This is a genomic window from Lysinibacillus odysseyi 34hs-1 = NBRC 100172 (assembly GCF_001591965.1).
GTDB lineage: Bacteria > Bacillota > Bacilli > Bacillales_A > Planococcaceae > Lysinibacillus_B > Lysinibacillus_B odysseyi.
The window spans coordinates 291,090-316,631 of record NZ_BCVX01000002.1 but is presented as its reverse complement, the minus strand read 5'-3'; the positions used below and the strand labels follow the sequence as shown (position 1 = coordinate 316,631).

The 25,542-nt window shown below is 40.8% G+C and carries 22 protein-coding genes and 1 other annotated feature; of the genes, 18 read left to right on the top strand and 4 right to left on the bottom strand.

Annotation, left to right across the window (positions count from 1 at the left end; genetic code table 11):
* Positions 1-54: 54 nt before the first annotated feature.
* The 9 genes from BOD01S_RS04360 to BOD01S_RS04320 all read left to right on the top strand — a co-directional run bounded on the left by BOD01S_RS04360 (position 55) and on the right by BOD01S_RS04320 (position 11,218).
* On the top strand, positions 55-1,227 hold the full coding sequence (locus BOD01S_RS04360) for a DUF418 domain-containing protein (RefSeq protein ID WP_036155705.1): 1,173 nt from the start codon (positions 55-57) through the stop codon (positions 1,225-1,227).
* A gap of 57 nt (positions 1,228-1,284) precedes the next feature.
* Positions 1,285-2,187 (top strand): fumarylacetoacetate hydrolase family protein, encoded by a 903-nt coding sequence (locus tag BOD01S_RS04355; protein WP_036155706.1) that lies wholly within the window; start codon positions 1,285-1,287, stop codon positions 2,185-2,187.
* A gap of 302 nt (positions 2,188-2,489) precedes the next feature.
* Positions 2,490-2,873 (top strand): YisL family protein, encoded by a 384-nt coding sequence (locus BOD01S_RS04350; protein ID WP_036155709.1) that lies wholly within the window; start codon positions 2,490-2,492, stop codon positions 2,871-2,873.
* A 322-nt stretch (positions 2,874-3,195) separates the two neighbouring features.
* A complete protein-coding gene (locus tag BOD01S_RS04345; protein ID WP_036155712.1) occupies positions 3,196-4,674 on the top strand; it encodes an alpha-amylase family glycosyl hydrolase in 1,479 nt (492 codons plus the stop codon).
* A gap of 647 nt (positions 4,675-5,321) precedes the next feature.
* Complete coding sequence (locus BOD01S_RS04340; RefSeq protein ID WP_036155714.1) at positions 5,322-6,353, top strand: ABC transporter ATP-binding protein; 1,032 nt, start codon at positions 5,322-5,324, stop codon at positions 6,351-6,353.
* A complete protein-coding gene (locus BOD01S_RS04335) occupies positions 6,331-7,287 on the top strand; it encodes an ATP-binding cassette domain-containing protein (protein ID WP_036155716.1) in 957 nt (318 codons plus the stop codon). The genes BOD01S_RS04340 and BOD01S_RS04335 overlap by 23 nt, the downstream gene beginning before the upstream one ends.
* A 1-nt stretch (position 7,288) precedes the next feature.
* Positions 7,289-8,251, top strand: a complete 963-nt coding sequence (opp4B, locus tag BOD01S_RS04330) for an oligopeptide ABC transporter permease (protein WP_036155717.1) — start codon at positions 7,289-7,291, stop codon at positions 8,249-8,251.
* 34 nt (positions 8,252-8,285) lie between these two features.
* Positions 8,286-9,209, top strand: coding sequence for an ABC transporter permease (locus tag BOD01S_RS04325; protein WP_052124892.1), 924 nt, complete (start codon positions 8,286-8,288; stop codon positions 9,207-9,209).
* A gap of 188 nt (positions 9,210-9,397) precedes the next feature.
* Positions 9,398-11,218 carry an oligopeptide ABC transporter substrate-binding protein gene (locus tag BOD01S_RS04320; protein ID WP_036155719.1) on the top strand — a complete coding sequence of 607 codons (1,821 nt, stop codon included), beginning with the start codon at positions 9,398-9,400 and terminating at the stop codon, positions 11,216-11,218.
* Between the two features lie 51 nt (positions 11,219-11,269).
* On the opposite strand, the gene BOD01S_RS04315 is transcribed toward BOD01S_RS04320, so the two are convergent.
* Positions 11,270-12,076 carry a Cof-type HAD-IIB family hydrolase gene (locus tag BOD01S_RS04315; RefSeq protein ID WP_036155721.1) on the bottom strand — a complete coding sequence of 269 codons (807 nt, stop codon included), beginning with the start codon at positions 12,074-12,076 and terminating at the stop codon, positions 11,270-11,272.
* Between the two features lie 128 nt (positions 12,077-12,204).
* Between BOD01S_RS04315 and BOD01S_RS04310 the strand changes: the two genes are divergently transcribed.
* Positions 12,205-12,957 carry a prolyl oligopeptidase family serine peptidase gene (locus tag BOD01S_RS04310; protein WP_036156109.1) on the top strand — a complete coding sequence of 251 codons (753 nt, stop codon included), beginning with the start codon at positions 12,205-12,207 and terminating at the stop codon, positions 12,955-12,957.
* A 56-nt stretch (positions 12,958-13,013) separates the two neighbouring features.
* The gene (locus tag BOD01S_RS04305; RefSeq protein ID WP_081977989.1) at positions 13,014-13,328 is read left to right on the top strand and encodes a metal-sulfur cluster assembly factor; all 315 of its coding nucleotides are present in this window, start codon (positions 13,014-13,016) and stop codon (positions 13,326-13,328) included.
* A gap of 108 nt (positions 13,329-13,436) precedes the next feature.
* Here the strand turns inward: BOD01S_RS04305 and BOD01S_RS04300 are convergent, their stop codons facing one another.
* Positions 13,437-14,132 carry a Crp/Fnr family transcriptional regulator gene (locus tag BOD01S_RS04300; RefSeq protein ID WP_052124893.1) on the bottom strand — a complete coding sequence of 232 codons (696 nt, stop codon included), beginning with the start codon at positions 14,130-14,132 and terminating at the stop codon, positions 13,437-13,439.
* A 178-nt stretch (positions 14,133-14,310) separates the two neighbouring features.
* Here BOD01S_RS04300 and BOD01S_RS04295 point away from each other — a divergent pair, with 178 nt between their 5' ends.
* The 3 genes from BOD01S_RS04295 to BOD01S_RS04285 all read left to right on the top strand — a co-directional run bounded on the left by BOD01S_RS04295 (position 14,311) and on the right by BOD01S_RS04285 (position 18,910).
* Positions 14,311-16,434: an ATP-dependent Clp protease ATP-binding subunit gene (locus tag BOD01S_RS04295; RefSeq protein WP_081977990.1), complete on the top strand. Its 2,124-nt coding sequence runs from the start codon at positions 14,311-14,313 to the stop codon at positions 16,432-16,434.
* A gap of 50 nt (positions 16,435-16,484) precedes the next feature.
* A complete protein-coding gene (locus BOD01S_RS04290; RefSeq protein WP_036155723.1) occupies positions 16,485-16,706 on the top strand; it encodes a hypothetical protein in 222 nt (73 codons plus the stop codon).
* Between the two features lie 167 nt (positions 16,707-16,873).
* The gene (locus BOD01S_RS04285) at positions 16,874-18,910 is read left to right on the top strand and encodes a catalase (protein WP_036155725.1); all 2,037 of its coding nucleotides are present in this window, start codon (positions 16,874-16,876) and stop codon (positions 18,908-18,910) included.
* Positions 18,911-19,125: 215 nt separating this feature from the next.
* On the opposite strand, the gene BOD01S_RS04280 is transcribed toward BOD01S_RS04285, so the two are convergent.
* Positions 19,126-19,317 carry a YjzD family protein gene (locus BOD01S_RS04280; RefSeq protein ID WP_036155727.1) on the bottom strand — a complete coding sequence of 64 codons (192 nt, stop codon included), beginning with the start codon at positions 19,315-19,317 and terminating at the stop codon, positions 19,126-19,128.
* 206 nt (positions 19,318-19,523) lie between these two features.
* Between BOD01S_RS04280 and BOD01S_RS04275 the strand changes: the two genes are divergently transcribed.
* Complete coding sequence (locus tag BOD01S_RS04275) at positions 19,524-20,459, top strand: beta-ketoacyl-ACP synthase III (RefSeq protein ID WP_036155729.1); 936 nt, start codon at positions 19,524-19,526, stop codon at positions 20,457-20,459.
* Between the two features lie 16 nt (positions 20,460-20,475).
* A complete protein-coding gene (gene fabF, locus BOD01S_RS04270) occupies positions 20,476-21,711 on the top strand; it encodes a beta-ketoacyl-ACP synthase II (protein WP_036155731.1) in 1,236 nt (411 codons plus the stop codon).
* Positions 21,712-22,038: 327 nt separating this feature from the next.
* Here fabF and trpS read toward each other — a convergent pair whose 3' ends face one another.
* On the bottom strand, positions 22,039-23,028 hold the full coding sequence (gene trpS / locus BOD01S_RS04265; protein ID WP_036155733.1) for a tryptophan--tRNA ligase: 990 nt from the start codon (positions 23,026-23,028) through the stop codon (positions 22,039-22,041).
* A 46-nt stretch (positions 23,029-23,074) separates the two neighbouring features.
* Positions 23,075-23,286, bottom strand: a binding site (T-box leader).
* A 573-nt stretch (positions 23,287-23,859) separates the two neighbouring features.
* On the opposite strand from trpS, the gene spxA reads away from it, so the two are divergent.
* Together spxA and mecA are read left to right on the top strand one after the other, a co-directional pair.
* Positions 23,860-24,258 (top strand): transcriptional regulator SpxA, encoded by a 399-nt coding sequence (spxA, locus tag BOD01S_RS04255; RefSeq protein WP_036155737.1) that lies wholly within the window; start codon positions 23,860-23,862, stop codon positions 24,256-24,258.
* A gap of 485 nt (positions 24,259-24,743) precedes the next feature.
* Positions 24,744-25,397: an adaptor protein MecA gene (gene mecA, locus BOD01S_RS04250; RefSeq protein ID WP_036155739.1), complete on the top strand. Its 654-nt coding sequence runs from the start codon at positions 24,744-24,746 to the stop codon at positions 25,395-25,397.
* Positions 25,398-25,542: the final 145 nt, after the last annotated feature.

Below are 25,542 nucleotides of genomic sequence, written 5' to 3'. Positions count from 1 at the left end.
TCGAAACGGCCTGGATGTATTGTAAGATAGAGGAAGAACAGAGGAGGGCTTCATTTGAATTTTCAACCGACACACCTGAATGAACGCGTAACGACGATTGATATTATACGCGGTTTTAGCCTGCTGGGGATTTTATTAGTCAATATATTCGGCTTCTATTTACCTCAGCCTTATATTTCCTTGAATGATTGGTTTACAGAGGCAGTGGATATCATCTGGCATCAGACGTTGGATATTTATGTGCAAAGTAGTTTTTATCCGTTATTTTCTATGCTATTCGGGTATGGGTTAGCAATGCAGTACATGAAGGCCCAGCGAACGGGGATAAATTTTTATAAATTCGCACCAAAACGCCTGACCATCCTATTTATCGTTGGGATGCTGCATGCCCTTTTCCTATGGTGGGGCGATATTATTGCTATGTATGCATTTTGCGGCTTTTTTGTGCTGGCACTTATTCGCTATAACAGCTGGGTGCTGCTGACAATTGGGGTAGTGCTGCAAGGCATTATCCATGGCCTCTATTTATTCATGTTCAGCTTAGGCGGCATGATCAATATGGAAATGGAAGAAATGGCGGTAGATATCCAAAGCATACAGGGGGCAGTGACAGCCTATTCTACAGGGAATTATATGGATGCATTTATGCAGCGGCTGCATGATTTATCGCTGCAGATGAATGTAAGCATGTGGTTTAGCTCACTGTTCATTATTTTACCGTTTATGCTCATTGGAGCAGCAGCGGCAAAATGGCGGCTTATTGAGCGTGCGAAAGAATTGAAGGGGCTGTGGATTTTTCTGGCTATTGGCTTTACAGCGGCCGGTCTGTTCATTAAAAGTGCCCCGACTGCTTTTTCCTATACGTATCTTCTATACTATTTGAAGGTATATGTAGGCGGTCCGATGTTATCTGTAGGTTATATTGCCATAATTGTTGTGCTGTGCATGATTCCTCTACTAGCAAAGGGGCTGTCCCTGATTGCCAAAATGGGGAGGATGTCAATGACAATGTATATCCTCCAATCAGTCATCTGCACAACCATTTTCTATCATTACGGATTCGGGCTTTACGGCAAAATTGATGTACCGACAGCCGTTTATATAGCACTGGGAATCTATGTACTACAAGTAATTCTGGCGGAGCTTTGGCTATCTAAGTTTAAGCAGGGACCGCTTGAAGCAGCAGTGAAGAGATTAACTTACGGAAAAATGCATTCAGAAAAATGAGGAAATTTACAAAAGTTTGCGGTATGATGAAGAAAAAAGAAGGAGCGCTTGTACACTATGAAACTCTTATCGTTTAAGCTAGACGGACAAGTAAAATTCGGACCAAAAGTGAAAAAAGAAGACGCCGTATGGGACGTGTTAAAAATTCAGGAAGAGTTGAACGTCCTGCCCTCATTCCCGTCTACGATTATTGATGGTATCTCTCTAGGGTTTGACTTTGTAGAGCAGACACGTAAATTAGTGGAAGCGGCACTTGCAAGTGAGAAAGCAGATGCGTTTAAGTATACATTTTCAGCAATCGAATGGCTTTCGCCAATCCCGCGCACACCAAAAAATATTTTATGCGTAGGAAAAAATTATAATGAACATGCTGTTGAAATGGGTGCTGAAAAGGCGCCGGAAAATATTATGCTGTTTACGAAATCCCCGACTGCCATTGCAGCGGATGAAGAAACACTACCCGTCCATTCAGATAAAACCGATTCCCTTGATTATGAAGGCGAGCTGGCAGTAGTAATCGGTAAGCGTGGCAGCAACATTCCAAAAGCAATGGCATATGACTATATTTTTGGCTATACAATTGGCAATGATTTATCGGCACGGGATGTACAATACCGCCATCAGCAATTTTTCCTAGGGAAGAGCCTTGATGGCACATGCCCGTTAGGACCGTACCTTGTTTCAAAGGATGAGATCCCAGATCCTCAAAACCTTACAATCGTCACAAAAGTAAATGGGGAAGTCCGCCAAAATGGTTCGACAAAGGATATGATGTTCCCTGTTGCAGATATCATTTCGATTGTTTCCCAATATGTAACACTTGAACCGGGAGATGTTATTTTAACCGGAACTCCAGAAGGGGTAGGAAAAGCAATGAATCCGCCACAATTCCTGAAAGCAGGAGACGAAGTAAAGGTTTCGATTGAAGGAATCGGTACATTGGCAAATCGTTTCGCGTAAAGAAACGAAAGTTACATGGAAGAGAATAATAGATAAAGGGCAAGGCTGATTGTTCAGCCTTGCCCTTTTTAGATGGAAAAATGGATAGATAGGACGGTTTTGCAGTGGATGGCGTATGTGGATCTTATGCCAGTCCTGTGCAGAGCAAAGAGGAGACTTATTCGTATTCTACTATTTTAAGTCTCTATTTTGACAAATTTATTACTTCAGAAGGGTTTATATAATCGAATTCATTGAATACGCGGGCTTTGACATGGTAGGATATTGCATGTAGAGAAAAAATAGAAAGTGGGAACAAAAAAATGGACTTTTTAACAAGTGGCACACATCTGCATCTTACAACGTGGATCATTGCATTAATACTATTTTTCATCGCTGCTGTATCACCGAAGAAGCTTACAGGTGTGCAAATGGTATTACGTGTTTTCTACATCCTGATTATCATCACAGGCGGTGCGTTATTCCTTGAATACCGCGATATGATTGCATCAACGCATAATGGCAGCGGCATGACGTATGACATGAAAGTATTATTCGGTATTCTTGTCATCGGCTTTATGGAAATGATTTTAGCCCGTAAAAACAAAGGGAAATCACTTGGCATTTTCTGGGTAATTTTCGTCATCGTATTTTTAGTAACATTATATTTAGGCTTGAGCGGCGGAATTGGCTGGGATTTATTCTAACAAAGAAGCTTTGAAGATGTAAAAGTCTTCAAAGCTTTTTCCTTTTCCTTTTTCCACTTTACCGGAGAGAAGATAAAATACCGCTCCATTGCAAAAGGTGTAACTGGCTGACTATAACATAAAATCATCCATTATAGCTGTCTGGAATAAAGGATAAATCTACACGCCTGCTTTCTTTATGGTTAAATACTTGTATATAAAGGAATGAGGGCTTGTCACGGATTTGACGTATATTTGGCTCTTTATTTTTGAAAACTCACTACATACGAAATAGAATTTTGGTAAAATGAACTGTGGATTGGTTGGAAAGAGAGGGATTAATTTGCGATTTAAGAAATGGATCGGTGCAGCAGCAGCGAGTGTTTTGCTGGCGATGAGCTTTTCCGCGGCTCCCATGCAAGCGGAAGAAGAGCGTACAATCGCCGATGAGAGTATATATGATGTACTGGTAGACCGCTATTTTAACGGTTCCGGAGCAAATGATAAAAATGTAGATACACAGGATCCGACGCAGTTTGCAGGAGGGGATTTTGCAGGTTTAATCAGTCGTGGCGACCATATTAAAGAGATGGGATATACGGTTTTATCGGTTGGCTCAGTTTTTGCAACGGAAAAGTATGATGGCTCTTCTGTAACAAGCTATACGAAATTAGAACCTCACTTCGGTACGGCTGAGGAATTTTCTGATATGATTAAATATTTCCATGATAAAGATATTAAAGTCATGGTAGATTTTCCATTAACAAATGTGAGTGCAAACCATGAATGGGTACAGGATACTTCCAAAAAAGCATGGGTGGCAGGCACAGCTGATGGAAAAGCCCAATTTGCCTTAGGGAATGCTGATTTTCAGGGGGCGCTGAAAAAAGCGATTGTCGACTTTGTTTCTACTTATAAAGTGGACGGCATCCGCTTAACCAATATAAATGGGGCTGATACAGCATTTGTTAATGAACTGATTAGTGCTATTAAAGAAGTACATAAGAATATTTATGTCATTTCTAATGAAGAGAGTGATGCGGATTTTGATGCAGATTTCCATGCTGATATAGCTGCATTATTCAGCGAGTCTTATAAAAATGTAGACCTGTCATCGAGTGAAGTGACAAAATATGTACAAGGGATAACAGAAGGAAACATAAAACCTTCACAGCTTATGATTGATTCCATTTGGACAGACCGTTTTACTTACGCCGTTATGTCAGATGAAGGTAACCATTATCCGCCGAATCGTCTTCCGCTAGCCTACGCGGCTTCATTATTAATGCCAGGAGTACCGGTTACTCAATATGGAACAGAAATCGGGATGAACGGGAAAGTCGGTCCTGAATCCCATCAGCTCTATAATTTTAAAACAGATGAAGAATTAATAGATTTCATTAAAAATCTTCAAACACTTCGCAATGACTCTGCAACGCTACGTCACGGAAAATTTGAAGTATTGAAAAATGAGGATGGTTTCCTTGTCTTTAAGCGTCAGTCGGAAAAGGAATCGTGGATTGTGGTCCTCAATAATACGAGCATCACCAATCGAATCGATCTTTCTACAGATGTAATTGGCGAAGGAAAAGAACTGCGGGGAATGTTTGAAAATGACATTATCCGTGTGAATAAAGAAGGAAATTATCCTGTCATTTTAGACCGTGAAAGCATAGAGGTTTACCAAGTAATTGATGAAACAGGCATTAATATGTCCTATGTAATCACCCTGGCCATTGTGTATATTTTATTTACGATATTTGTTGTAATGGTAGTAAAGCGTGGACGTAAGCGCCGGGCAGCACAAGATATGAAAAAATAAAGCGAAAGGGCCTTAGATGAAGACAGCATCTAAGGCCTTTGTTATTGTTCAAGCGTTCTAGAATAGGTCATTTAGTGTGCAATTATCAAAATTATCTTGCATTTTTTTTACAAAAACGATATTGTATAAAGGGTCGTAAAGTCTAATCAATAGACGTCTAACCTTTTATTCTGAAAATTCGGTTAATATGTAGTCGATTCTTTGCATACATACTAACAAAGGTTTTATAGAAAGGTATAGATAAATTTGTCCTAATCCTAAAAATTTTTTATGCACAAAAGGAATAAAAATACAATATTTATTCATGTGTTTAGTTTTCCTAAAATAATATAGCCATTATAGGGAATATATAGTTGATAATAAAAAACCTGATAAATAGTTGAAAATTATGTCGATTTAAAGTACTAAAGTGCGTGGAATTTTAAAACTATTTTTTTGTATTAAATATACAAACTATTTAATTATGTCAGAATAATTTGTCATGTATATATTGACTAGGTCTATTTTAAGAGGGTATAATTCAAAACATCTATAAATGAATATTATAATTATTCGCTTTTTAGGATGTTCGACATTCTTTATCTATTAAATGACAGCGTAAATATTCTAAATATTCACACCTATAAAGTTTGGAAAGGAGCAAGCAATTGAGAACGTCAGAGGAACTTTTGAAGATCAGAGACCTACATACAGGATTCCGGATCGGCGATGCTTATTTTGATGCTGTTGATGGTGTTTCACTTACATTACGTGAAAATGAAATTTTAGCCATTGTTGGAGAATCAGGATGTGGAAAGAGTACGTTAGCCACATCGATTATTGGGCTGCACGATCACAATAAAACACGGGTACAAGGGGAAATCTTATATAAGGATAAAAACCTTGCGAAGATGACCGAAGATGATTTTAATGATATACGCGGTCTGGAAATCGGAATGATTTTCCAGGACCCTCTCTCAGCATTAAATCCTTTAATGCGTATTGGTGAGCAAATTGAGGAAGGGCTTATTTATCATACGGACTTCAATAAAGAGAAACGTCAAGCCCGCGTACTGGAACTTTTAAATCAAGTAGGCATTCCAAATCCTGAACGAGTGGCGCGCCAATTCCCTCACCAATTGTCCGGTGGGATGCGTCAACGAGTTATTATAGCGATTGCTATCAGCTGTAAACCGAAAATCATCATTGCAGATGAGCCGACAACAGCGCTGGATGTAACGATCCAGGCACAAATTTTGGATTTATTGATTGATCTGCAAAAGGAAACAGGTGCTGGTATTATTTTAATCACCCATGACCTTGGCGTTGTGGCGGAGGTAGCTGATCGAGTAGCAGTTATGTATGCTGGCCAGATTATTGAATTAGCCTCTGTCGAAGAATTATTTGCCAATCCAAAACATCCATATACACGTTCACTGTTTAACTCTATTCCGCAGATGAACAGCGAGAATGAAAAATTAAATGTTATTGAAGGGATTGTCCCTTCCTTAATGAAGCTGCCGCGTCATGGATGTCGTTTTGCTCCACGTATTTCCTGGGTTCCAGAATCGGCACATGAGACAGAACCGCAGCTGCATGAAATATCGGAAGGCCATTTTGTAAGATGTTCTTGTCACGAGCATTTTTACTTTAAAGGCGAAAAGGAGGACAAACATCATGAGCTTTATGCAAATCAATGATTTAAAAGTCCATTACCCGATTCGCGGAGGATTTTTCAATCGAGTGATTGACCATGTTTATGCCGTAGATGGTATTACAATGGAAATTGAACGCGGCAAGGCATATGGTCTTGTTGGTGAGTCAGGTTGCGGTAAATCGACAACTGGTAAATCCATTATTGGATTAGAAAAAATTACTTCCGGAACGATTGTATATGAAGGCGAAAATGTAACAAATCGCCGACGTGATCGGAATTCATCCTATAATCGTGATATCCAGATGATTTTCCAAGACTCTCATTCTAGTATGAATCCAAGAAAGCGTGTTCAAGATATTTTGGCTGAACCAATTCGCAATTTCTTAAGCCTGACACCACAGGAAGAGACGAAGAAGATCAGCGAATTATTGGCAATTGTCGGTATGCCGGAAGATGCGAAATTAAAATATCCGCATGAGTTCTCGGGCGGCCAAAAACAACGTTTAGGAATTGCACGTGCCATCGCGACAAACCCTAAATTAATCATTGCCGATGAGCCGGTATCGGCGCTTGATCTTTCTGTACAGGCACAGGTACTGAACTTTATGAAAGATATCCAGGATGAATACGGTCTAAGTTATATATTTATTTCCCACGACTTAGGTGTTGTTAAACATATGTGTGACTATATTAATATTATGTATAAAGGCAGATTCGTAGAAACAGGTACAAAACAAGAGATTTATAATAATCCGCAGCATATTTACACAAAACGTTTATTGTCTGCTATTCCGGATGGAACGCCGATTGGACGTGAAGAGCGGAAACGTGAGAGAATTATAGTAGAGAAAAACTATCAGCAGGAACATGCAAAATACTTTGATGCAAATGGTCGTGTATTTGACTTAGTACCGCTCACAGGTACACATTTAGTGGCTGCCACAACTTCCATGGCACAAGTGAAGGAGGGAATCTAATATGTGGAAAACGATAGTTCGCCGTTTTTTAATTATGATTCCACAGCTTTTTGTACTAAGCCTTATCATCTTCATCATGGCCCAGTTCATGCCGGGTGATCCTTTCACTGGTGCTATTACACCTGAAACAGATCCTGCTAGGATTGAAGAGTTGAGAGAAAAGAATGGCTTGAATGATCCATGGTATCAGCAGTATGGCCGCTGGGTCGGTAATGCGTTCCAAGGAGAGTTCGGAATGAGTTATACGTTCAAGCGTGATGCAGGTTCCCTCATTGGGGAACGGGCGGTTAATACATTCTGGCTGTCACTAGCAAGTGTTATTATTCTATATGTTCTTGCCATTCCACTTGGGGTATTGGCTGGACGTTATCACAACTCTTTGCTGGATCGGGCGATTATTTTATACAGCTTTGTATCCTATGCGATTCCTACGTTTATTTTGGCACTGCTGTTCCTGTTCTTCTTCGGTTACACGCTTGGCTGGTTCCCGACAAGTGGTTCAGTAGACATCAAATATGACCCAGGAACTTTCGGTTATATAATGAATAAGATTTATCATATTTTACTGCCGGCCACGACGTATGCGATATTAGGGACAACTACAGTTATCCAGTATTTACGTTCAGAAATTATCGATGCAAAAGGACAGGACTATGTACGTACAGCACGCAGTAAAGGAATCCCGATGAGAAAAGTTTATTCCCGTCACATTTTCCGTAACTCCCTGTTGCCAATCGCAGCATTTATAGGCTTTACAATTACGGGACTACTAGGCGGCTCCATCTTTATCGAAACAATTTTCGGTTATCCAGGTATGGGACAGTTGTTTATCTCATCAATTCTATCTCGTGATTATAGTGTTATTACAGCACTTGTTATGCTATATGGCTTCTTAGCGTTATTAGGTAGTCTATTGTCGGATATCATTATGAGCATTGTGGACCCGCGTATTCGAATTGAATAGACAAACTAATAAACATTAAGGAGAGGTGAAAAAAATGTCTATCGAATTAACTGAAAATAAAGAAATAGCAGTAAGCTCTCCTCCTACCGGTTGGCAGGTAATCTGGAGAGAATTTAAAAAAGATAAAGTCGCGTTGTTTTCTTTAGTCGGGCTTGTCGTTGTCATTTTGGGCGTATTTATCTGGGCATGGTTTATTGACCAGGAAGCCTTAATGAAAATTTCGCTTCGTGATAAATATGCAGCACCAGGCACTGAGCAATATAGTGGACTAGGATCATATTTCCTTGGTGCAGACCAAGGCGGCCGTGATATTTTTGGCCAGTTGATTGTTGGTGCGCGGAATTCCATAGCGATTGCCATTGCAATTACATTAATTACAGGTATATTCGGCATTGTTGTAGGACTGGTTTGCGGCTACTTCGGTGGCTGGATTGATAATATGTTTATGCGTATTATTGACTTCTTTATCACAATTCCATCATTGATGTTGATCATCGTATTTGTTACGATTGTTCCAAAGTATGATGTTCCAGCATTTATCATGATTATGAGTATATTCCTGTGGACAGGAACGGCGCGTCTTGTACGTTCTAAAGCTTTATCCGAAAGCCGCAGAGATTATGTGAACGCTTCCAAAACGCTTGGTACCAATGATTTTATCATTATTTTCAAAGAAATCATGCCAAACTTAAGCTCGATTTTGATTGTTGAAATGACATTGAACTTTGCGGGGAATGTAGGTATTGAAACCGGTCTTTCCTATTTAGGATTCGGTCTTCCACCGTCTACACCATCATTAGGAACGCTTGTAAGTTATGCAAATAACCCGCTCGTTCTTTATGAATATTGGTGGTGCTGGCTGCCGGCTGCTGTGTTTATCCTGCTAATGATGCTAGGCATCAATTATGTGGGGCAGGCATTAAGACGTGCAGCTGATGCGAAACAACGGTTAGGTTAATACACATATATAGAGACTAATATATTTAGTCTCTATATTCACAAATTCAATAGACTGAAAATTTCTTATTTTTATTCTATGTTTTTGAAAACTGGTACTTTCACATTTAATTAATAGATGTGTTTGTATATATTTAAAATAGCTGGTAGATTTTAGAGAATACCGGCATAAAAAGGGAGGAACAAACGATGAAAAACAAAAGTTGGTCATTACTAGCGATGTTACTTGCAGTGCTTTTGGTTTTAGCAGCATGTAATGGAAGCGACGATACCAAAGAAAAGTCTCCAGGAAAAGACTCTGACGGCGAAAAAACTTCAGATTCAGCAAGCGGGGATTTATTAACACTAAGTGTAGAAAACAAAGGTGACGCTGTTAAAGGCGGTGTTCTTCAAGTAGCATTGGTTAAGGATGAGCCTTTCCAAGGGATCTTTAACTGGGAGCTTTATGAAGATGGCTATGATGCTGATTTAATGGAATGGACAAATAACACGATCTTTGAAGTAGACGGCGAGTTCATGATCAATGACAAAGGTGTCGCAACTTTAGATGTAGATGAAGAAAACTTAAAAGCAACAGTAAAAATCCGCGATGGCGTAAAATGGTCTGATGGTGAGCCTCTAAAAGTAGAAGACTTAATCTTACCATATGAAATTATTGCAGACAAAGACTATGAAGGCGTACGTTATGACGGCGACATGAAAAACGTTGTCGGTATGGAAGAGTACCATGCAGGTACTGCAGATACAATCTCTGGTTTGAAAAAAATTGATGAGTCAACGTTAGAAATCAGCTTCAAAAAATTATCACCAGCTGTTTACTATGGTGGCGACGGCCTATGGACATATGCAGAACCATCACACGTACTAGGTGATATTCCTGTAGCTGATTTATTAGCGCATGACTTAGTTCGTAAAAACCCAGTAACATTAGGTGCGTTTAAAATTGAAAAAATCGTACCAGGTGAGTCTGTACAATATGTAGCAAACGAACACTATTGGAAAGGCAAACCAAAGCTTGACGGCGTATTAGTGAAAGTTGTTCCATCAAGCTCAATCTCTGTAGCGATTAAAGAAGGTAAATACGATCTTGTACAACGCTTCAATGCTACAGCTTGGAAAGAAATCGAAAATCTTGACAACATTGATGTTCTTGGCCGCCAAGAATTATACTACTCTTACATGAGCTTTAAATTAGGTAAATATGATTATACGAACAATGTAGTTGTAACAGATGAAGCAAATGCAAAAATGGGCGATGTAGAACTACGTAAAGCAATGGGCTTTGCATTAGATATCGAACAAGTATCTGAAGTATACTACAATGGTTTACGTGAACGCGCAAACTCATTAATCCCACCAGTATTTGAATCATTCTATGATGATTCATTAGAAGGTTTCTCATACGATCCGGATAAAGCAAACGAAATCCTTGATGCAGCAGGCTACAAAGATGTAGACGGCGATGGACTTCGTGAAGATAAAAACGGTAAACCGCTTGAAATCAAGCTTGCAGCTATGGCTGGTGACCAAACACAAGAAGACGTAATTTCTTTCTACCTGCAAAACTGGAAAGACGTTGGTCTAAATGTTACATTAGCAACTGGTCGTTTAATCGAGTTCAACTCGTTCTATGACAAAGTACAAAATGATGATCCTGAAATCGACATCTTCATGGGTGCGTGGGGAACAGGTACAAACCCATCTCCATACGGTTTATACTCTAAAACAGCTGTTTATAACTTCTCTCGCTTCTCTTCTGATGAGTTAGAGTCAATTTTAGAAAGCATTGATTCGAAAGAAGCATTAGACACTGATTTCCGTGGTAAGCAATTCCGTGCGTTCCAAGAATACATGGAAGACAATGCTCTTGTAATCCCAATGCAGTTCCGTTACGAATTGTTCCCAGTGAACAAACGCGTGAAAAACTACAATGTTGATTACAACAGTTTAACTTCAGATAACTTACAAGACCTTGAGCTTGTAGCTGAAGAGCCGGTTGCGGCGAAGTAATTTATAATAAAAAGACGAAATCTCCATTTTGGATGATTTCGTCTTTTTTCTTTATAAGCCTAACCGATCAACAAGGAATTTTCCAATGCCGTCTTCATTATTGCTTACTGTAATTTCATTTGCTACAGATTTCAACTCATCGATTCCGTTGCTCATCGCTACCCCAATACCTGCATAGTCGATCATTTCCAAATCGTTGTCCTCATCGCCAAATGCAATAATACGGTCGCGCGGTATTTCAAATTCGTGCGCTATTTTGGAGACCCCGACCGCCTTGCTTAGCCCTTTCCGGACGATTTCGATAATAGGGAAGGGTGCGCCCCATTTCCGATGTTCAATCAGTTCTGCATGGACATCTTCCAGATGCTTGCGGATAATCGGCACATTTTGTTCATTTGCCTGAATAAGCAGACTTGTCGGATCTTCATGCAGGTTTAACTTTAAATTGCCTGTTGTGACACGTGGATTTCCCATATTAAACACGCTCATCAATTCATCGTTCTTATTGTGAAGGTATACATCGTCAATCACTTCGGCAATCAGGTTTTCATAATGGAATTTGTCGACCGAGTCCACGACATCGTATACAACTTTCATAGAGATAGGAGAATGCATTACACCCCATGATTGGTTGAGAGGATGATGGATAAAAGCACCATTGAAGTTAACAATCGGTGTTGTCAAATCGAGTTCCTGATAGTAAAGTCGGCTTGCGCGGAAAGGACGTCCTGTTGCAATCATCACCTGATGGCCTGCTTCTCGAGCTTTAGCCAGAATATTTTTCGTATATGGGGAAATTATTTTATCATCAGTTAATAATGTACCGTCCAAATCTAATACGATTAAATGCTGCTTCATGATAGAAAAGCTCCTTTCGACATTGTTTCAATTTTATCGTTATTCTTTCCGTTTCGTCAAAATATTGTAACCATAACGAGCCAATTTTTGTTACGCTATGAATGTAATATAATGAAGGAGTGAAAATGGTGATTGTACAGAAAGAAAAATGGGAAGGAATTCCCCTGCTACATGTATATAATGAAAGAATGCAGGAAGATGCGCCGATTGTTATTTTTCTGCATGGTTTTATGAGTGCAAAGGAACACAATCTCCATTACGCTTATAATCTTGTGGAAAAAGGTGTACGTGTTATTTTACCCGATGCCTTTATGCATGGAGAACGTTCTGAAAATTTATCGGAATCACAAATGAATTCAATATTTTGGCGCATTATAGTAAAGAATATAAAAGAAGTACAAAGTTTATACGATACTTTACGGGGAAAAGGTTTTATAGGGAAAGTAGGCATTAGTGGTACATCTATGGGCGGTATTACGACGGCGGGCTGTTTAAAAGCATATGACTGGATAGAAGCGGCCGGTATTTTAATGGGTGTAGTAAGCTATACGGAAATGGCCCAATATCAGCTGCGTCAAATGAAGGAGCTGGGAGTGGATCTTCAGCTCACAGAAGAGCAGACCCATGCTATATTAGAATCCCTGCAACCATTCGATTTGGTGGAGCGCCCTGAAATTTTTGAAAAAGTGCCTGTTATGTTCTGGCATGGAAAAAAAGACCCTGTTGTACCGTTCCATATGACGTTTCCATTCTACGAGGAACTTGTTCAGCAAGGAGATAAGCTAAAGGTCAAGTACATAGCTGATGACAAAGCGGGACATGCTGTTTCCCGTTCAGGAGTGCTTGCTGTTACGACGTGGCTGGCTGAACATTTGGCATAAAGCAGTACTATTTGATATGATGAACCTACACAACTGTACGAAAGGAAGATGCAGAAATGGCAATTGATCAAGATATGAAAGACAGCATGTTAGGCGCTTTGGAAAATGTAATCGATCCGGAATTAGGGATTGATATCGTAAACCTTGGCTTAGTATATGATGTAGATTTAAATGAAGAAGGATTAGCGACTGTTACAATGACATTAACATCAATGGGCTGTCCGCTAGGCCCGGTTATCGTTGACCAAGTAAAAACAGCTTTAGGAGATTTACCTGAGGTGAAAGATATCAATGTAAATATCGTTTGGCAGCCGGCATGGTCGAAAGATATGATGTCGCGTTATGCGAAAATGGCATTAGGTATTCGATAGGAATAGCAATTTTAAAAACCCGCGTTTGTATTCAGACGCGGGTTTTTTTTATAAACAGCGGCAGTCTCCAGCGCTTGCCGCAGCAAAACGGACGTGAAGGTGCTTTTCTTAGTCAATGCGGCAGATGGAGAGGGGACAGTTTTCACAGGCAATCTCGTCCTTTAAAAACTGGAGGTTATTTATTGTAATATATCCTTTATCAAAAGTAAGAATATGATGGTTTTTTAAATCGTTTAACATACGGTTAATCATTTCCCGGCTAGTCGCGCAAAGATTGGCGATATCGGTATTAGTTAAGGAGAAATTGATGAATACCTCATTCTCGCTTCGAAACTCCCCATATGTATTAGCCAGTCTGATGAGTGTTGAAAAGAGTGCACCCTTTTTTCCATTCAGCATCAGATCACGCAGTCTGCTTTGATGCTTTAGATTTTCTGTTTGCAGCCATTTTATATATTCGAGCATCAATGGAGGGTTTTCGGATAGCAGCAGCTCAAGTGTATCGGTGTGCAATGTTAGTAATTGAACATCTTCTAATGCTTTAGCGGAAGTGGAATGATAGCTTGTTTTGCAAAACATAGCACTTTCGCCGATCAAAGCGTGTGGGCCGCAAATCCGCAGTGTCAGTTCCTTACCATGCTCGGCTTCTTTACTAATCTGTACTGCCCCTTGTTCAATAAAAAAAATATGTTCAGCACGTTCACCTTCACGGAAAATAGAACTGCCTTTTTTTACCTTAATAACTAGCCCGTAATCCTTAAATAAATGATGTATCTTTAATGGAATGCTGTATAGTGCAACCATTATAATCACTTCCTAACCTGAGGATGGAAATGCAAGATTTCCCTTTATAAACTATGATAACATAAGGGTTTTGGAAATAAGAGTAAAAATTTTGTGAAGGTATATTTTTGATTTTTAGTAAAATAAGGCTTATAATCTAATTAGTCAAAGATGGTCAAACTTTAGGGAGGTAGAGGCTATGCAATTTACGCAAACACAAGATAATCGTCCGCCGCTGGAACAATTCGGTCGCAATTTAATAGAAGAAGTAAAAAATGGCAAGATGGATCCGGTTATTGGACGCGATGAAGAAATTCGTAATGTTATTCGTATTTTATCACGTAAGACAAAAAACAATCCTGTGCTCATCGGGGAACCTGGTGTAGGGAAAACGGCAATTGTAGAAGGCCTCGCACAGCGTATTGTGCGCAAGGACGTTCCGGAGGGGTTAAAGGATTGTCTATTATATGAACTGGATATGAGTGCCCTTATTGCCGGGGCAAGCTATAGAGGGCAATTTGAAGAGCGGCTAAAGGGCGTATTGAAACAGGTGAAGGAATCAGAAGGGCGCATTATTCTCTTCATTGATGAAATCCATACGATTGTCGGTGCTGGGAAAACAGATGGGGCGATGGATGCCGGTAATATGCTGAAACCGATGCTGGCGCGTGGGGAGCTGCATTGTATCGGTGCTACGACACTTGATGAATACCGTATGTATATTGAAAAGGACCCGGCACTTGAACGCCGGTTCCAGCAAGTGATGGTACGTGAACCGTCCATCGAGGATACAGTATCGATTTTGCGCGGTCTGAAGGAGCGTTTTGAACTTCATCATGGGGTGCGAATTCATGACCGTGCCATTATTGCGTCAGCTGAACTGTCAAACCGCTATATTACTGAGCGGTTCCTGCCGGATAAGGCAATCGATTTGATTGACGAAGCATGCGCCATGATTCGTACTGAAATCGACTCAATGCCTCAGGAGCTCGATCTTGTCACACGCCGGCTGATGCAGCTGGAAATTGAGGAGCAGGCATTACGTAAAGAAAAAGACGAAGCGAGTAAAAAGCGGCTGGAAGCACTGCAGGGGGAAATTGCCCATCTTCGCAGTTCTACAGAACAGCTGCGTAAACAATGGGAGCTTGAGAAAAATGGCTTGCAGAAGCTCCAGAAAAAGCGTGAACAGCTCGATAAATACCGCCGTGATTTAGAGGATGCAGAAAGTAAATATGATTTAAACAAGGCCGCGGAACTCCGGCACGGAAAAATTCCGTCTCTTGAAAAGGAACTCGCGGCATTAGAAGCGGAAATATCGAAAACAGCCGATAATCGTATTCTTCGTGAAGAAGTGACAGCTGAAGAGATTGCAGCGATTGTCTCACGCTGGACAGGTATTCCTGTGACAAAGCTTGTTGAGGGAGAGCGGGAAAAGCTGCTTCGTTTAAAAGAGACGCTTCATGAGCGGGTAGTCGGTCAGGAGCAGGCGGTATCCCTAGTAACAGAAGCTGTATGGCGCGCACGTTCTGGTATCAAGGATCCTACAAAACCGATCGGCTCGTTCTTATTCCTAGGCCCAACCGGGGTCGGGAAAACAGAGCTTGCAAAAGCATTAGCAGCACAGTTATTTGATTCTGAGGAGCATTTTATCCGCATTGATATGAGTGAATATATGGAAAAACATAGTGTTTCACGGCTGGTAGGGGCACCTCCTGGATATATAGGGTACGAGGAAGGCGGTCAGCTGACAGAAGCGGTGCGCCGGAATCCATATTCGGTTGTGCTGCTTGATGAAATTGAAAAAGCCCACCCGGATGTTGCAAATATTTTACTGCAAATACTGGACGATGGGCGCATTACTGATTCACAAGGGCGTATGGTGAACTTCTCCAACACAGTCGTCATTATGACTTCAAATATTGGATCAGAGTATTTATTGAATCCGGCTGACCAGACAGAAACGGAAGATTTAATTATGATGGCGCTTCGTCAGCACTTCAAGCCGGAGCTGCTAAACCGGGTGGATGATATTATCACCTTCCATGCATTAACGAATGATCAGTTCCATGCCATTGTACGGAAATATGTACAGGCACTTGAAAAAAGGGTGGCTGAACAGGAGATCAACTTAGTAGTAGATGATAAAGTCATCGATTATGTAGTAGAGCATGGAGCAGATCCTCAGTTTGGTGCACGTCCACTGAAACGATTCGTCCAACGGTATTTAGAAACAGCTGTAGCAAAAGAATTACTGCGTGGTGAGGTAGTGCCGGGTGGAACGATTGAACTGATCGTAAAAGACGAAAGAATCACTGTAAAATGAGTTAACAGCATGCCTCCTTTGGGTAAGGTATAAAAAAGGAGGCGTGAAGTATGGAAAAAAGAGAAGGAAACGGCAAAGATAAAAAAGTACAGCAAGGTAAACTGGATAACCCGGATATGCTGGATACAGAGAAAGAAAGTCTGTTTGATATGCATGACGACATGAAGACAGTGGATCCATTACCAATGGAAGAATTGAATGACCAAGTAAAAGATGAAGATGACCATGAAGCGACAAAATCGACTTCAGGATCCGAAAGAAGATATAAATAAGAAAAAGTCTTAGCTGACGGCTGATATGACCGCCATAAAAATACTATATTCAATGAGTAATATAAGGCCTATCCGGTAAGTTAGCTTACCGGATAGGCCTTTTTGGTTTATGGCGAGGGAAAAAAGGATAGAGAGGGGTAGAGCAAGTATTTGAGGAGGGGACTGTTTTGCAGGAAAAGAAACCAAAAAAGACGACAAATGAGAAAGTAGAACAGCTTGGGCAATACTATACAGTTGATGAGGGGAAAGATCTCACAACAAACCAGGGATTAAAAATGACGAATGATGAGTTTTCATTAAAAGCGGGAGAGCGCGGACCTACCTTGATGGAAGACTTTCACTTCCGCGAAAAGATGACGCATTTTGACCATGAGCGTATTCCCGAACGAGTTGTTCATGCCCGCGGGTATGGAGTGCATGGTGAATTTCAAGTGTATGAATCTCTTGAACGCTATACACGTGCCAAGTTTCTGACAGATCCTACAAAAAAGACACCGGTATTTGTCCGTTTTTCAACAGTAGCGGGATCAAGGGGATCGGCTGATGTTCCACGGGATGTGAGGGGCTTTGCGGTGAAATTTTATACGGAAGAAGGAAACTATGATTTAGTAGGGAACAATATCCCGGTATTCTTTATTCAAGATGCCATTAAATTCCCGGATTTAGTCCACGCTTTAAAACCGGAACCCCACAATGAAATTCCGCAGGCAGCAACGGCTCACGATACGTTTTGGGACTTCATAGCAAACAACCAGGAAAGTGCGCATATGATTATGTGGGCAATGAGTGACCGCTCTATTCCGCGCAGCTATCGTATGATGGAAGGCTTTGGTGTGCATACATTCCGTCTTGTGAATGCGGCCGGCGAAGCTTTCTTTGTTAAATTCCATTGGAAGCCGCTGTTAGGGGTTCATTCCGTATGCTGGGATGAAGCACAGAAAATTAACGGTAAAGATCCTGATTTTCATCGCCGCGATTTATATGAAGCAGTTGAAAACGGGGACTACCCGGAGTGGGAATTAGGCTTACAGATTATCCCGGAAGCGGATGAATTTAAATTTGACTTTGATATTTTAGATCCGACAAAGATTTGGCCGGAGGAGGATATTCCGGTACAGCGGGTGGGCAAAATGACATTAAACCGCAATGTGGAAAATGTTTTTGCTGAAACAGAACAGGTAGCATTCCATCCGGGGCATGTTGTGCCAGGTATTGATTTTACAAATGATCCGTTATTACAAGGTCGGTTGTTCTCTTATACGGATACACAGCTGATCCGTTTAGGTGGCCCGAACTTCCATGAATTGCCGATTAACCGTCCGGTATGTCCGTTCCATAATAACCAGCGTGACGGCTATGGACGTCAAACGATTAATGTCGGGCGGGTAAGCTACTCGAAAAACAGCCTGGCAAACAATACCCCGCGTCCGGTTCCGGCAGAAGACGGCGGTTATGAGCACTATCAGGAAAAGGTAGAGGGCCGTAAAGTCCGTGCACGCAGCGAAAGCTTTGCTGACCACTTTACACAGGCAGCGATGTTCTGGAACAGTATGTCGGATGTGGAAAAAGAGCATATGATCAATGCTTTCAGCTTTGAGCTTGGCAAATGTGAAACCGAATCGGTACGCATTCAAGTACTTGAGATGATCTCGAATATCAGCCACGAACTGGCAAAACCTGTAGCAGAAAATCTCGGTCTTCCGGTTCCATCCCAAAAACCGCTTTTAACAGATAAAGCGTCATCTGCTCTAAGCCAAATGAATACCGTGAAAAAGCCGGATACGCGGAAAATAGCAGTCCTTGCAGCAGATGGTTTTTCGAAAGAGCTTTCTTTATGGCTGCAAACATTGAAAAGTAAAGGGACGATGCCTGAAATTGTCAGTGATCATCACGGGAAAATTGTAGGTGAAGATGGAACAGAGCTGGAAGTTAAGCATACACTGCTGACAGCAGATTCTGTATTATTTGACGCAGTCCTTATTGCAAGTAAGGAAGGGAGATCTGTAACCTTTGCTAAAGAAGCACCTGACTTTATAACTGAAGCCTTCCTGCATTATAAGCCGATTGGTGCCTTAGCAGAAGGAAACATTCTGCTTGAAAGCCTTGTAAATATTAAAGGGGCTGGAGTCGTACAAAATAATATAGATGCCTATATTGAAGCGGTGACGGAAGCACGCTTCTGGGACCGAAACGGTAAACCATAAACGAAAGTTCCTAGCATGTAAACAGGCTTGCTTGAAAGAGACATTTCAGGCAGCCTGTTTTATTTTTAATAGAGGATAAAAAGAGTGAAATGTCATTTCAGCATGAAAGTATGTATTTATAATAAGAATGGAGGCTCTAAAAGCGCATAAATTTTAATAAAGAACCGCCAAATTCAGCCAAACAAAAAAACGCTCCTCGTTGGAGCGCCTTCTAATTAGTGATGTTCAGCATGACCTGCTGGATCGTTTGGAATCACCGCAGCGATAATTAAAACAATTACAGAGAATGCTACAGAAATGATTACCCCAGTCATGAACTCAAAAGGTACATTCATTACGGAACTTACTACATAGTTCAACATGGAGATTAATAGGAATGACCAGAAAAATGTCATAATGTATTGCATCAGTTTCACCTCTATCAAACGTTATGGATTATTATTATCAATTTACACCTCCATTATCATACCATACGTTTTATGAAAAGAAAAATAAACTTTGCAAACATTTCTTGAACAATGAAGTAAAAATTAACGTTGTATAATGGGTTTTTATGAGCTATAATTATGACCAACTACTAATCGTTAGTGTTAAAAGAAAAGGGGATGTTAGGATGAATGCAGGCATTATAGGGCTGGGAAAATATGTACCGGAAAAAGTGCTGACAAACGAGGATTTAGAAAAGGTTCTTGATACATCGGATGAATGGATTCGATCAAGAACTGGAATCCAAGAGCGGCATATTGCTGCAGCAGACGAAAATACCTCTCATATGGCAATTCATGCTGCTGAGCAAGCGATGAAAAATGCTGGCATAACACCAGATCAGCTTGGCTTAATTCTAGTAGCGACTGTGTCTCCTGACAGGGCTTTTCCAAGTGTTTCCTGTCAAATAAATGAGCATTTCGGCGTGCAATGTGCAGCAATGGATATTTCTGCGGCATGTTCGGGTTTTATTTATGGGCTTGTCACAGCTAAACAATTTGTGGAAAATAATAGTTATGAATATATACTAGTAGTAGGTGTAGAAAAATTATCAAAGATAACAGATTGGGAAGACCGTAACACTGCTGTATTGTTCGGAGATGGAGCATGTGCTGCCATCGTTTCGAAAGTATCAGAAGGACGCGGAATTCTATCCTATGAACTGGGAGCGGATGGCTCAGGCGGCAAGCATTTATATTTGAATGATAACCAGCACATTTTTATGAATGGACGGGAAGTATTCAAGTTTGCTGTGCGGCAAATGGGGGAATCAGCTGTATCTGTTTTAGAGAAGGCAGGTCTTCAGAAAGAAGATTGTGATTTTTTAATTCCACACCAAGCGAATATTCGTATTATGGAAGCTGCACGTGAACGATTAGGTTTACCTGAGGAGAAGATGTCTAAAACCGTACATAAATACGGTAATACGTCTGCTGCTTCCATTGGTATCTCATTAATAGAAGAGCTGGAGCAGGGCAAAGTAAAAGAAGATGATATTCTTGTTTTAGTTGGGTTTGGCGGCGGCTTAACATGGGGCGCTGTCGCACTTAAATGGGGAAAATAATGAAGGGGGAGTATGTATGAAACGTAGAGTAGTAGTAACAGGAATCGGTGCAGTGACGCCGTTAGGAAATACAGCTGAAGAAACATGGTCTGCTATAAAAGCAGGAAAATCTGGAGTTGGCCCGCTGACACGTGTAGATGCGGAAAAGTTTCCGGCAAAGGTAGCCGCTGAAGTAAAGGACTTTGATGTGGAACAATATGTGGAACGCAAGGAAGCACGAAAAATGGACCGTTTCACTCATTATGCGCTTGCTGCTTCCATGATGGCTCATAAAGATTCAGGTTTGGAAATTAATGAGGAGAATGCACACCGGGTAGGCGTGTGGATCGGCTCAGGTATTGGCGGTATGGAAACATATGAACAGCAGTTCCTGACATTCCAAGAGCGGGGGGCGCGTCGTGTAAGCCCATTCTTCATTCCGATGCTGATTCCGGATATGGCGTCCGGCCAAGTGTCCATTTATCTTGGGGCAAAGGGACCTAATTCCTGCTCTGTTACAGCTTGTGCGTCGGGGACGAACTCGATTGGTGATGCTTTTAAAGTGATTGAGCGCGGTGATGCAGATGTGATGGTAACAGGGGGAGCAGAGGCACCGATCGTCAATATGGCGTTAGCAGGCTTCTGTGCGAATACAGCTCTGTCGACAAACCCGGATCCGTCAACGGCTTCTCGTCCGTTTGATAAAAACCGAGATGGCTTTGTTATTTCAGAAGGAGCCGGAATATTGATTTTAGAAGAGTTGGAGCATGCGTTGGCACGCGGGGCGAACATTTACGGAGAAGTGCTTGGCTACGGTACGACTGGGGATGCTCATCATATTACAGCTCCGGCACCTGAAGGAGAGGGAGCAGCACGCGCTATGGATATGGCGCTGTCAACAGCCGGTGTGGATCCTTCTTTAGTGGATTATATTAATGCCCACGGGACAAGCACGCCTTACAATGATTTATTCGAAACGCAGGCAGTAAAATCAGTATTTGGCGAACATGCCTATAAATTAGCGATGAGTTCTACAAAGTCAATGACTGGCCATTTACTAGGAGCTGCGGGTGGTGTAGAGGCGATTTTCACAGTGCTGGCACTAAAAGAAGGTATTATGCCTCCGACAATCAATTTACAAGAACCGGATCCAGAATGTGATCTTGATTATGTTCCAAATGAAGCGCGTCAAGCTGATATTGTATATGCAATGAGTAATTCGCTCGGATTTGGCGGCCATAATGCAAGTCTTTTATTTAAAAAATATGAATAAACTAGTACCAGCAGCTTTAGCTGCTGGTTTTTTCTTTTCACCCATTACTAAAAAGGACAGGCAGGGGAAAATAAAAGGGGGGGCAAAACAGACATTCTGGACTGCATGAAAAAAGCCACCCCATAAGAGGTGACTTTTACAGAAAGGATGGCGGAATGTTTCGTTATGTGCTCTTACTTGTGAGCTATGGATTATGTGTTATGTCCGTAACACAATGCATTTTATATTTGAACTACCGTACTCTTGGCTATTCATGGTCTGCTGTATTCAATTTTCTGCTCCATACAGCAGAGTTTTATTTGGCGATCGGCTCGCTCATTGTCCTATTTAGCGTCGTTTACGGCCTAGGCCCATCGCGTTCTCCATCTTCTTGAGCGTTTTAGAGGCGATTACATTCGCTTTAGCAGCTCCTTCGTCCAAGATCGTATCAAGCTCAGCAGAATCAATCAGGGCATAATAGCGTTCTTGAATAGGCGTTAAATGCTCGATAACTGCCTCTGCGACACCTGCTTTAAAGTCGCCGTAGCCCTTACCTTCATATTTCTTTTCTAATTCTTGTATAGAGTGGCCGGATAGGGCAGATTCAATCGTCAATAGATTGGAAACACCTGGTTTGTTTTCTGTATCATATTTAACTAATCCTTCCGAATCTGTAACGGCGGATTTGATTTTTTTCTCGATTTCTTTCGGTGTATCGAGCAGTCGGATTGTCGCCTTTGTATTTGGATCGGATTTACTCATTTTTTTCGTTGGTTCCTGTAGGGATTTAATACGTGCCCCTTCCTTTGGTAAACGGATATCTGGAATTGTTAGTACGTCATTATAGCGTTTGTTGAACCGCTCAGCAAGATCGCGTGTCAGTTCGATATGCTGCTTTTGATCATCCCCGACCGGTACGATATCCGTATTATAGAGAAGAATATCGGCAGCCATGAGCGGCGGATACGTAAGAAGCGCTGCAGATACTGACTCCTTACCCGATGATTTGTCTTTAAATTGTGTCATACGCTCTAACTCTCCAATAGAGGCAATACATTGTAACATCCAGCCAGCCTGTGCGTGGGCTGGAACCTCAGATTGGATAAACAAAATTGATTTTTGGGGATCAATTCCTACGGCAATGTACATAGCGGCTAGACTGCGGATATTTTTGCGCAGCTCCAAGCGATCCTGCGGTACGGTAATGGCATGCTGATCGACGATACAGTAAACAGCCTGCCCCTCATCCTGTAATGCAGGGAATTGCTTGATTGCCCCGATATAATTTCCTAATGTAATTGTTCCTGTCGGCTGGACACCTGAGAAAATAGTTGTCATAAAAACTCCTCCTTTAAACGTAAAAAAACATCATGCTTCCCATAAAAAAAGGGACGAATGATGTTTGAATCCGCGGTACCACCCAGCTTGCCTGTGACAGGCCACTCTTCTTCGTAACGTGAAGGAAACGAGCCAGGATACTAATTTTCCCCAGGCTAACTCGGAAGTCCATTCCATTTATGTCTTCATCTGTTCCCACCAACCACAGACTCTCTGAAAAAGACATTTAAATGTACTACTCTTCGTCATCGTCTTTACATTTCATTTTTAAAATTATATTATATGCAGCATTGAAAAAGCAATTCCTTTTTTTTAGTATACCTCATACACAAAAAGAACATACTTGTAAGAAAAATCATTCGCTTTTTAAATACTACTCAAACAAATGCTAATACCTTCCTGACCACTATGGCACGTGACGGAAGAGCCTATAGAAACGGTTAGTCGGTCGGGCTCCATATGATACGAAATATAGGCAATAATTATTTGATAAAGAAATCAAGTTTTGTCAGCTTCTTTTCTATACACTGGAACATAGGATTTTTCTCATTTGTTTTATATTAAATGAGAATGTTAGCCAGAATTCTGGTGTTTTAATGCAACTTCCTGCGGGTATGGAAATAATACAAGCGAAAATTATCTATAGTAAAATCAAGTTTTTTCGAGAAAAAAGTCGAATAACTATGAGCGTTAAAAGAGACAGTTTTTATTGCCATCCTATATCCAAATGACCAAGAGTGTTGTATAATAAATAAGGTGTTTTACATTAAATTAATTCTAAAGTAAGAAAACGTCAATAGATTGAGTATAAATCAGGAAGGAAGTGTAGTCATGCAAGTTACATTATTTACTTCGCCAAGTTGTACTTCGTGTCGTAAAGCCAAAGCCTGGCTTGAAGAACATGAGATTCCATATATAGAACGCAATATTTTTTCGGAGCCTTTAACGATCAGCGAAATTAAAGAAATTCTTCGAATGACTGAGGACGGTACGGAAGAAATCATTTCGACACGTTCTAAAGTTTTCCAAAAACTAAATGTTGATGTGGAAACACTGACATTACAGCGCCTTTACGAATTGATCCAAGAGCATCCTGGATTACTTCGACGTCCAATCATTCTAGACGAAAAGCGTCTGCAAGTAGGATATAACGAAGATGAAATTCGCAGATTTTTACCTCGTAAAGTACGTGCTTACCAGCTTCAGGAAGCACAGCGGATGGTAAACTAAATACTCCTATAAAGATGTTGCAACGAATGGAAGTTTGTAGCATCTTTTTATATTATATGACTGATTTCCCATTGCAGATGGAAAATGGCTTGAGTAGTATCTTTCTGACTCGTGATGCTCTATTTGGCAGCACAGGGCAATATAGAATTTTAGAAAATATGTAACTTCTTCTATACTATGAAACCGGGAACTTTACTATTTACCTTTAAGTCATAAAAATTGCCCTTGATTTCATAGGTGTAGTACAATACAATTTCAATATTCAAATTATTTATTGTAAATAGTGTTTTTCCTTTTCATTTTATGAAGGAACATCATACAATAGAGTTATAGAGTCCGAATTGCTTCTCGGAACTTTATAGAACGTTTGTAGTGTTCATTAAGTTGGAAAGAGCATGTATGATTTTAGATGGTTTAAACAAATAGTAAGGTAACCTTGGTTTACATGTGTTTCAACGAATGACTGTGAAGGGAGTTGAAGTCTTATGGACATCGAACGCATTAATGAAAACACACTGAAGCTATTTATTACGTATAGTGATATTGAGGACCGCGGCTATAGCCGTGAGGAGATTTGGTATAACCGCTCAAAAGGCGAGGAACTGTTTTGGGATGTAATCGGTGAAGTGAATACAGAGGATTATTTCGATTTAGACGGTCCAATCTGGATTCATATCAATGCTTCCGAGCAGGGACTTGAAGTCATCGTCACACGTGCCAACCTACATCCTGACCAAGAGGCAACAGCCATGATGGATAGCTTCGATGAAAATCGAGAAGTAGCCGCACAGTTACGGGAGATGGAAAGTGTCATCTTTGAATCGTTTGATACAGATTCTGATGACGATATAACAATTTCAAATGCCCGTTTTACATTCAAAGACATTGATGAACTTGTACCGCTTGCTAAGCGGATCGCACCTATGGGATTGACGTCCTCGCTTTACCAATTTGAAGGACATTACTATTTACATGTTGATTTCACGGACTTACCGGAACAACGTGAACGTAAAAACGCTTTAGCGCTTATTAAAGAATATTTAAGACCTTCACGCTTAACAATCCATCGCTTAGATGAGTATGGCAATCTAATTATGGAACACAATTGCTTTGAAACGGTCCTTGAATATTTTGCATAGATGATTTACCCGTACTGTATTAGTGCGGGTTTTTTGTTTGGAAAATTTCTTTCCGATACAGCGCCTTACCTGTTTTTAGAAATGGCTTAAATTAAAATTTTGAGACAAACATATAAATATGCTTGAACCCCGCCTGGATCTTTTC

What these genes read in the sequence shown, in the direction of transcription:
- BOD01S_RS04355 (WP_036155706.1), top strand. Translation starts at nt 1,285, where the DNA reads ATGAAACTCTTATCGTTTAAGCTAGACGGACAAGTAAAATTCGGACCA.
- fabF (WP_036155731.1), top strand. Translation starts at nt 20,476, where the DNA reads ATGAAACGTAGAGTAGTAGTAACAGGAATCGGTGCAGTGACGCCGTTA.
- trpS (WP_036155733.1), bottom strand. Translation starts at nt 23,028, where the DNA reads ATGACAACTATTTTCTCAGGTGTCCAGCCGACAGGAACAATTACATTA.
- BOD01S_RS04295 (WP_081977990.1), top strand. Translation starts at nt 14,311, where the DNA reads ATGCAATTTACGCAAACACAAGATAATCGTCCGCCGCTGGAACAATTC.
- BOD01S_RS04350 (WP_036155709.1), top strand. Translation starts at nt 2,490, where the DNA reads ATGGACTTTTTAACAAGTGGCACACATCTGCATCTTACAACGTGGATC.
- BOD01S_RS04290 (WP_036155723.1), top strand. Translation starts at nt 16,485, where the DNA reads ATGGAAAAAAGAGAAGGAAACGGCAAAGATAAAAAAGTACAGCAAGGT.
- BOD01S_RS04325 (WP_052124892.1), top strand. Translation starts at nt 8,286, where the DNA reads ATGTCTATCGAATTAACTGAAAATAAAGAAATAGCAGTAAGCTCTCCT.
- BOD01S_RS04275 (WP_036155729.1), top strand. Translation starts at nt 19,524, where the DNA reads ATGAATGCAGGCATTATAGGGCTGGGAAAATATGTACCGGAAAAAGTG.
- mecA (WP_036155739.1), top strand. Translation starts at nt 24,744, where the DNA reads ATGGACATCGAACGCATTAATGAAAACACACTGAAGCTATTTATTACG.
- BOD01S_RS04305 (WP_081977989.1), top strand. Translation starts at nt 13,014, where the DNA reads ATGGCAATTGATCAAGATATGAAAGACAGCATGTTAGGCGCTTTGGAA.
- opp4B (WP_036155717.1), top strand. Translation starts at nt 7,289, where the DNA reads ATGTGGAAAACGATAGTTCGCCGTTTTTTAATTATGATTCCACAGCTT.
- BOD01S_RS04335 (WP_036155716.1), top strand. Translation starts at nt 6,331, where the DNA reads ATGAGCTTTATGCAAATCAATGATTTAAAAGTCCATTACCCGATTCGC.
- BOD01S_RS04300 (WP_052124893.1), bottom strand. Translation starts at nt 14,132, where the DNA reads ATGGTTGCACTATACAGCATTCCATTAAAGATACATCATTTATTTAAG.
- BOD01S_RS04315 (WP_036155721.1), bottom strand. Translation starts at nt 12,076, where the DNA reads ATGAAGCAGCATTTAATCGTATTAGATTTGGACGGTACATTATTAACT.
- BOD01S_RS04280 (WP_036155727.1), bottom strand. Translation starts at nt 19,317, where the DNA reads ATGCAATACATTATGACATTTTTCTGGTCATTCCTATTAATCTCCATG.
- spxA (WP_036155737.1), top strand. Translation starts at nt 23,860, where the DNA reads ATGCAAGTTACATTATTTACTTCGCCAAGTTGTACTTCGTGTCGTAAA.
- BOD01S_RS04320 (WP_036155719.1), top strand. Translation starts at nt 9,398, where the DNA reads ATGAAAAACAAAAGTTGGTCATTACTAGCGATGTTACTTGCAGTGCTT.